9 protein-coding genes are annotated in these 7,245 nt (G+C 47.3%); 6 read left to right on the plus strand and 3 right to left on the minus strand.

Features of this window, described 5'->3' with window-relative positions:
- Together A3751_RS03500 and arfB are read left to right on the plus strand one after the other, a co-directional pair.
- Positions 1-726 (plus strand): helicase-related protein (locus A3751_RS03500; protein WP_255376071.1); only part of this gene is annotated, 726 nt, incomplete at its 5' end.
- 66 nt (positions 727-792) lie between these two features.
- Positions 793-1,209, plus strand: coding sequence for an alternative ribosome rescue aminoacyl-tRNA hydrolase ArfB (arfB, locus tag A3751_RS03505; protein ID WP_068452140.1), 417 nt, complete (start codon positions 793-795; stop codon positions 1,207-1,209).
- Positions 1,210-1,241: 32 nt separating this feature from the next.
- Here the strand turns inward: arfB and A3751_RS03510 are convergent, their stop codons facing one another.
- Positions 1,242-1,886: a thioredoxin domain-containing protein gene (locus A3751_RS03510; protein WP_068490007.1), complete on the minus strand. Its 645-nt coding sequence runs from the start codon at positions 1,884-1,886 to the stop codon at positions 1,242-1,244.
- Between the two features lie 151 nt (positions 1,887-2,037).
- A complete protein-coding gene (locus A3751_RS03515) occupies positions 2,038-3,183 on the minus strand; it encodes a fatty acid desaturase (RefSeq protein ID WP_068452146.1) in 1,146 nt (381 codons plus the stop codon).
- Between the two features lie 348 nt (positions 3,184-3,531).
- Between A3751_RS03515 and A3751_RS03525 the strand changes: the two genes are divergently transcribed.
- A complete protein-coding gene (locus A3751_RS03525) occupies positions 3,532-4,011 on the plus strand; it encodes a DUF1007 family protein (protein WP_068452152.1) in 480 nt (159 codons plus the stop codon).
- Positions 4,002-5,021, plus strand: a complete 1,020-nt coding sequence (locus A3751_RS03530; protein ID WP_068452155.1) for a nickel/cobalt transporter — start codon at positions 4,002-4,004, stop codon at positions 5,019-5,021. The genes A3751_RS03525 and A3751_RS03530 overlap by 10 nt, the downstream gene beginning before the upstream one ends.
- 16 nt (positions 5,022-5,037) lie before the next feature.
- Here A3751_RS03530 and A3751_RS03535 read toward each other — a convergent pair whose 3' ends face one another.
- On the minus strand, positions 5,038-5,892 hold the full coding sequence (locus A3751_RS03535; protein WP_068452160.1) for a DUF3445 domain-containing protein: 855 nt from the start codon (positions 5,890-5,892) through the stop codon (positions 5,038-5,040).
- Positions 5,893-6,089: 197 nt separating this feature from the next.
- Between A3751_RS03535 and A3751_RS03540 the strand changes: the two genes are divergently transcribed.
- Both A3751_RS03540 and A3751_RS03545 read left to right on the plus strand, forming a co-directional pair.
- Positions 6,090-6,458, plus strand: coding sequence for an STAS/SEC14 domain-containing protein (locus A3751_RS03540; protein ID WP_068452164.1), 369 nt, complete (start codon positions 6,090-6,092; stop codon positions 6,456-6,458).
- A partial coding sequence (locus tag A3751_RS03545; protein ID WP_156492235.1) for an APC family permease occupies positions 6,443-7,245 on the plus strand: 803 nt, incomplete at its 3' end. The genes A3751_RS03540 and A3751_RS03545, both read left to right, overlap by 16 nt.

Genomic DNA, 7,245 nt, shown 5'->3' on the forward strand with positions numbered 1-7,245 from the left:
GCGCGCATGCAAACATCCATGTTTTCTGCGACGCTTGCCAACAAAGCACTCAGAGGGCTCGCCGATGAGCTTCTCGACGATCCGGCAACCATTGAGCTCAACGCCACTCAAGACAAGCATGAGTCGATCACCCAACAGATTATTTTTGCCGACGACAAAGCACATAAATTCAAGCTTATTCAATGGCTAATCGAGAACGAAGAATACAAGCATTGCGCGATCTTCTGTAACTCAAAGGAGCAGGCAGATCAGGTTCATCGCCTGATGCAGCAACAGAATATTAATGCCGGAATTCTTCACGGTGATCGTGATCAGAAACAACGTAATCTGGTAATGAGCAAATTAAGGCGTGACGAGGTTAAAGTCTTAGTCGCGACCGACATTGCAGCACGAGGCCTTGATATCGAAGGCATGGATCTAGTAATTAACTTTCAGATGCCGCGGCGTGGAGAAATCTATGTACACCGCATCGGTCGCACGGGCCGAGCGGGAGGTAAAGGCTTGGCAGTCACCTTGATCGAGGCCGCCGAATTTAACTTGATGGCAAGTATCGAGCGCTTCTTGAATCAGCGCTTTGACCGCCGAAGAATTAAAGCACTGGAAGGCTTCTACAAAGGCCCTAAAAAGCTAAAAGCTTCCGGCAAAGCCGCGGGCTCGAAAAAGAAAAAGAAAGACAAAAAAGGCGAGAAAACAACCGTCAAGAAGAAAAGCAAGAAAGCCAAGTAAGGCTACTCGTTGCGCGAACCTGCTTGACGGCGCCATTACTACTTACTCAACCAAAGCACGTCGACAATGCCCTTAGTCATTTCAAATTGCGTGGTCATTCCTGACCACGAAATTGAGCTCACAGCGATTCGCGCTCAAGGTGCGGGCGGGCAAAACGTCAATAAAGTCTCGTCTGCAATTCATTTGCGTTTTGATATTCAACACTCTTCTTTGCCCGATTTCTATAAACAAAAACTCCTGGCAATGAACGATAGCCGAATCAGCAAAGACGGCGTCTTAATTCTTAAAGCTCAAGAGTTTCGAACTCAGGAAAAGAATCGTCAAGAGGCGCTTAACCGTCTTCAAGAATTGGTTCAAAAAGCAGGCTACGTGCAAAAAGCAAGACGCCCCACCAAGCCATCACGCAACTCGCAGAAAAAACGCATGGATAGGAAAACCAAGCACAGCAGAACGAAAAGCTTGCGGGGGCGAGTAGACCACTAGCCCCTGAGCACAAGCCACAGCCGCAGCTATGCTTATTGCGCTTTAGACAGCTCGCCTATCACTAATTGATACAAATGATCCGGCCCATGCTGCTCTAGTGGCTGGCCATTCACAAAAAACGTGGGTGTTTGATTAATCTTAAAAGCCCGAAGATCCGCACCCTCCTGAGCAATCAACTGATCCATTTCCTCAGAATTAAGCATCGCTTTAGCACTGCTCACATTAAGGCCCGCCTGCTCAGCCAACTCCCATGCACGATCAATGTTAGGACTATGGTGAGACGCCCACTCTTGCTGTTGTAGTAACAAGGTCTCCAGAACCGCTTGATATACTTGCTGTTGTCGCGCCGCTTCGAGCAAACGCACGACAGTCTCCGATCCTTGATGGAATGCTGCATAGCGAATCACAAGGCGCACATCATCAGGGTGGCGCTTCAAAATCTCTTTTACATAGGGGTAAAAAGCACGGCACGCTTCACAGGCGGGATCAAAAAACTCCACAATGGTCACCGGCGCCGTATCCGGCCCCAAAGTTGGCGAATGGGCACGCTCAAACATCGCGCCTTCGGCCTTTTCGGCCTGAGTCACTGATGCATCATCAGAACTGCAGGCTGTGAGACAAATAACGGTTATCGCACACATAAAGGCCGCTATCCAACGCGGAGTAAAATGCATCATTTTGTGTTTCCCTATTACTTTTTATCGTTCTTCATATTATTTAAAACTTGCGATCTTGATCGAGTACACCGATCGCAAGACAAAAAAATAGGCCTGATGCGATACCAATTGGTTCACCCCAAGCCTTTCTTAAGCTCTTCTAAATCAAGCGCTAAGCATATTGTGCTACGAGCATTCTCCACTCATCACGCTGTGCTTGCATCGCTTGTTTAAGTTCTTTGTAACGGTGCATCGCCTCAGACTTCTCATACGCTTCGCGCATCTTGCATTTCTTGGCATCTAACCATTCTTTTCGTGCTTCTGTCGCACGGTTAAGTGCCTCAACAAAATCATTAAACTGTGCCTCAAGCTTTTGTCTGATTTCTTCTGCGTCAGCATGAAAGCGCAGCTTGTCTTGAACATGCTTTAAGGCCATTTCTGCGCGCGCTTTTTCCACTTTGTGTTGACCACAACGCTTTAGATTACTCGCCAAACCTATTTTACTTAGTGAAAAAATAAACCATTTTGTTGGATCGTATTGATACCAACGAATGCCGTTGCGGTAATCCGCCTGAAAACAGTGGTGGTAGTTATGATAGCCCTCACCGTAGGTTAGATAGGCAATAATACCGTTATCTCTAGCACTATTTTTATCCGTGTAAGGTTGAGAACCCCAGTAGTGTGCAAGGGAGTTAATAAAGAAAGTGACTTGCTGGGAAAGCACTAAGCGGAGAAAACCAACAATGAGCATCGTACCGATAATGTCGCCGTGCCAAACGCCAATCAGAAATGGAATACCGAAGTTCATCGCGATTGCCAACTTTAAATAGTGACGATGTTGCCACATCACGATCGGATCTCGCTTTAAATCTGGCGCATTAGAGTAATCGTTATAGCGATCTCCACTATAATCTCGAAGCATCCATCCCATATGCGAGTACCAAAAACCTCTCTTGGCCGAATAAGGATCTTTATCGTTCTGATCAACATAGCGATGATGGACACGATGATCAGAAGACCAATGCAAGGCACTATTTTGCATGGCAAAAGCGCCGCCCAAGGCATAAATCACCTTGATCCAGTTCTTGGTTTTATATGTCGGATGCGACCACAGGCGGTGGTAACCGGCAGTAATAGACATACCGCAATAACCCATACATAAAAGAGCCGCGACGACTTGAAATAAATCATAACCCTCTACGATTCCGTACCAAGGAACGACCACCACGGCAAACAAACCGGTAATCAAAAAGAAGAGTACATTTACCCAGAGAATCTTTGGTTTACTGCTTTGATTGCTGTCCTTATTACTACCCATAAAACATTTATACCTGACACGACATACTAAAAAACAACATCATAGCAGACTACACCCATAATAGATCCAGCTTACAAATGTTTAGTGTTTCATAGTTTTGTTATGAATCGTTTGCTTCTGTCTATTGATACGTCAAAATACACAAAAGAGGACTTTATCTTCTCGGACGCTTACATGTTCAAGAACCACCTTCTCGGATTACTGCTTTGTTTAGGGCTTGCAACGCCAAGCTCAAATCTTTTTGCGCATCCGCATAACTGGATAAGTGTCTCGACCCACTTTGTTCTTAACAAACAGAACCAATTGATTAAAATCAAAAAATCGTGAGAGTTCGATAGCGTGTATTCGATGCTTACACTTGCACATGTAAAAAACACACACGAGAGCGAGCAAATAGGCCTTGTCCTCATGGCGGAGCAAATGAGCGAAAACCTCAGCGGCTACGATTATTTTTCGAATCTTATAATTGATGGCAATCGCATCGACATTCCCATAGCAGAGCACGCCAACCTAACCGTGGAAAGCCACCCACCTATTAGCGTGATGACACTCGATCTGGAGCTTAAGTTTCAGCAACCACTGGATATCGTTGATAAAAAAGTCACGTGGTCGGTGTTCGACCCAACCTATTACATCGCGATGAATCATAAATCTGTGGGTGACATCTCGATCACAAACTCAGGTAACGCGGAATGCGGCAAAGAGCTTTTTATACCGACAGCGCTCGCCGAAACCATCGCTTATGCAGATAGCTTGGACAAATCCCAACGAAACACGGATGGCTTAGGTAACAAATTTGCAGAGCGAGTATATGTTACATGTCTCTAGAAACATCACTTAAGCGCCCCTTCAACATTATATTGGCAACTGGTGGCGCCTGTTTAGTGGGCCTGATCTACTGGGCAACCTTAAATTGGACTGACTGGATGATCTATATCACCAGCCAGCAAAAAGAACTCCACGGCAAACTTTCACAGCACATGGCAAATGTTGCTAGCGAACCCGCTGTATACGGCACCGCGCTGATAACGCTTAGCTTTCTCTATGGCGTATTTCACGCAATTGGCCCAGGACACGGTAAAGCCGTGATCATGACCTACGTTGGGACTCAGGGGGCGACAGTCAAAAAAGGGGCGGCGCTTTCTTTTGCCGCTGCAATGCTGCAAGCACTTGTGGCGGTTATCTTAGTCAGCGTGATAGGCCAAGTGCTGCAATTCAGCTTCGCCGAAGTAAATAGCATGGGCGAACAGCTCACACTTGTAGGTTATGGCCTTGTGATTTCTCTTGGTATTTTCATCCTATTCAAGGCAGGACGAAAGCTGATAATAAGCCTACGCAACGAGCAACAAGCACACACCCACAGCCATTCGCACGAGCACCATGAGCACCATGAGCACCATGAGCACCATGAGCACCATGAGCACCAGCATACCGATAGTTGTGGCTGCAATCATACGATTGAAGTAAAAGAAGATACTAGTTGGCTTCAGAATCTCACGCTCGTATTTTCTATGGGGCTACGCCCATGCTCCGGTGCATTGATCGTCCTCACCTACGCCTACCTTGTCGATGCTTATGAATTTGGTGTGCTCGCCACGTTCGCAATGGGTTTCGGAACGGGCATATCGATCGCGCTCATTGCCGCGGGAACCGTTTTTGCTCGCAGCTTTTTTGAACGTTTGATTGAATCACCCTCGCCGGATTCTGCAACATTTCTAGCCAACACAGGCCTTTACCTGCAAATCGCAGGCGGAGTGCTGTTAATTGTATTTGGATGGGGTTTGCTTGCGGCTGCACTGCCCAGCGCGACAGAACACCCGTTGCGTATTGGTGGCTGAGCGCGACGTTGATCGCTTAAGAGAACAACCAAGGAAATCGTTCGATCCCTTTATACGCTTTCTGTTGTGGCGGCATATCTCGAACAAAGGCCTTTAGTTTGTCTAGAGCCAATGGGTCTTGGTAACGTTCTGCAAGCTCGCTAAGCGGGCATAGATCAATACGAATAAAGAATACCACCGCACCTGTATTTGGCAGACGCATCAGGGTTTGTCTCTCACTACGATAGTGTATTGTCGCTTCTTCTAGTAAGTTGGGCTCGTTCTCTGTCTGCCAGTTCAATGCGTCGCCTGGTTGTATTCCCCAGTTATATCGAACAACGGCCTTACCCACCTTTAAGTGATTGAAAAAGCGCGTAATCTTCGGGGTCAGCGTTAGATCAAACCCCGGTATCGGCTCATGAATTGCAGCAAGCGGTTTGAGAAATTTTTCTGCAGGGCGCCAATGGCTTGGACTCAAAACACTGGCTGCCGTTAAAACGTAATCGCCCCCTTCCTGCCCAAGATCGGATTGCGGCTGAAGAATGCATATGTCGTCAGGCAACCAGAAAGTGATATTTGCTAAGACACGTTCAACGGATCGAGAAGCTTGCCCCTTCAATGCTCTTTTGCCGCCACCAGCAGGATAGGCAGATGGATTGCCCGCAAGGTATCGGAACAAAACGTGCTCTAATTCATACACAGTATCGGCGGCTTTCGCGTGAGCAAAAAGAGCCCCGCTACCCGCCTCTAGCTCGCTTTGCTTGTGTTGGATAAGCTGCTCTAGAGTCGCGAGAGAGAAAGGTTCGATCCATTCATCATCGTTAATAGGCTGCAAGCCCATTTTAAGCATGGTGGGTGGACGATGCCGATAAAAATGAGCGAGAGAGTGCATATCTCCATCTTACTCAAACACCCGACAACGCCGCAATTTCTTTCTGAAAACACCCAGCGTGCCCTAATCTAATCGCCTGTCCTTACGTGCGCTAGCTATTACTCGGTGGCTTGATTCAGCTCATCTCTCTCCGAATCAAAACAGTTAAAGTACGCGATAAGAACTCAACTCACTCACACAACGAGGAGATCAACGTCATGATAAAGCTCTTAGAAATTGGCATTGAATACGCAGTGGCTTTTTCAGTTTCTGGAAAAATCACCGAAGACAACATGGATTTTATTCTGAATGTTGCAAGAGAGAAATCAAAACAAAACGAACATATTGTGATTCTTGAGCGCATCGAGTCCTTTGATGGCGTGTCCCTAACCGCCTTAATAGAAGAGTTCAAATATCTGCGAGAGGTCGGCTTTTCAAACATCAAGCGGGTTGCCGTCGTTACCGATAGCAAGTGGATAAAACCCATTGTCACAATCGAAGATAAGATCTTCCGGTCTATGGATATTAAATGCTTTCCACTTGAGCAAGAGGCTGAGGCGATCAAGTTCCTATGGGGCGAAGATTAGGCAGCATTCATAACCACAACGACCAAAGCATGGACCACAATCGTATGCAGCATAACAACGCACTAGCCCGTCGAATATCGCTTCCACTTTTACTCTTTTATGGTTTGGGCACGATACTCGGCGCGGGCATTTATGTTCTCGTCGGCAAAATCGCCGCCGCCTCTGGATTCCTTGCCCCGCTTGCTTTTCTGGTTGCTGCGGTTGTTGCCGGTATTACTGCACTAAGCTACTGTCAGCTAGTCGTGATGCTCCCAAGGAGTTCAGGGGAAGCCTATTACGTCGATCAGGCATTTGGCACACCAAACCTAACGAGGTTCGTCGGTTTACTCGTCGTGCTCACTGGCGTCGTTTCCTGTGCGACACTCGCCAATGGATTCGTAGGTTATCTGCAGACCTTCATCGAAGTGCCGGCGGCGATTGCGGTCATCTGTGTTGTGGTGTTCATGACGGGGCTTGCACTTTGGGGTATTGCAGAATCACTGTGGGCAGCGACGATCGTCACCTTAATTGAAATCGGCGGCCTCATACTCGTCGTGTTCGTTGGCGGCGGACAGATAGATGCGACCAACCTCTCCATTGAAGCGCTCTTTGTTCCAACATCCCTAGACGAACTTGCGCTTGTTCTCGCTGGCGCATTCCTCGCGTTTTACGCCTTCGTTGGGTTTGAAGACATGGTCAACATTGTTGAGGAGGTCAAAGAGCCCGAAAGAAACATGCCCAAGGCGATCATTTTGGCATTACTGATATCATCCAGCCTCTATATTTTAGTCGCTCTCGTCGCGATTCT

Source organism: Oleiphilus sp. HI0080 (assembly GCF_001635135.1).

Excerpts from the sequence above, each read along its gene's own strand:
- A3751_RS03540 (WP_068452164.1), top strand. The coding sequence starts at position 6,090 with ATGATAAAGCTCTTAGAAATTGGCATTGAATACGCAGTGGCTTTTTCA.
- A3751_RS03510 (WP_068490007.1), bottom strand. The coding sequence starts at position 1,886 with ATGATGCATTTTACTCCGCGTTGGATAGCGGCCTTTATGTGTGCGATA.
- A3751_RS03535 (WP_068452160.1), bottom strand. The coding sequence starts at position 5,892 with ATGCACTCTCTCGCTCATTTTTATCGGCATCGTCCACCCACCATGCTT.
- A3751_RS03525 (WP_068452152.1), top strand. The coding sequence starts at position 3,532 with ATGCTTACACTTGCACATGTAAAAAACACACACGAGAGCGAGCAAATA.
- A3751_RS03530 (WP_068452155.1), top strand. The coding sequence starts at position 4,002 with ATGTCTCTAGAAACATCACTTAAGCGCCCCTTCAACATTATATTGGCA.
- A3751_RS03515 (WP_068452146.1), bottom strand. The coding sequence starts at position 3,183 with ATGGGTAGTAATAAGGACAGCAATCAAAGCAGTAAACCAAAGATTCTC.
- arfB (WP_068452140.1), top strand. The coding sequence starts at position 793 with ATGCCCTTAGTCATTTCAAATTGCGTGGTCATTCCTGACCACGAAATT.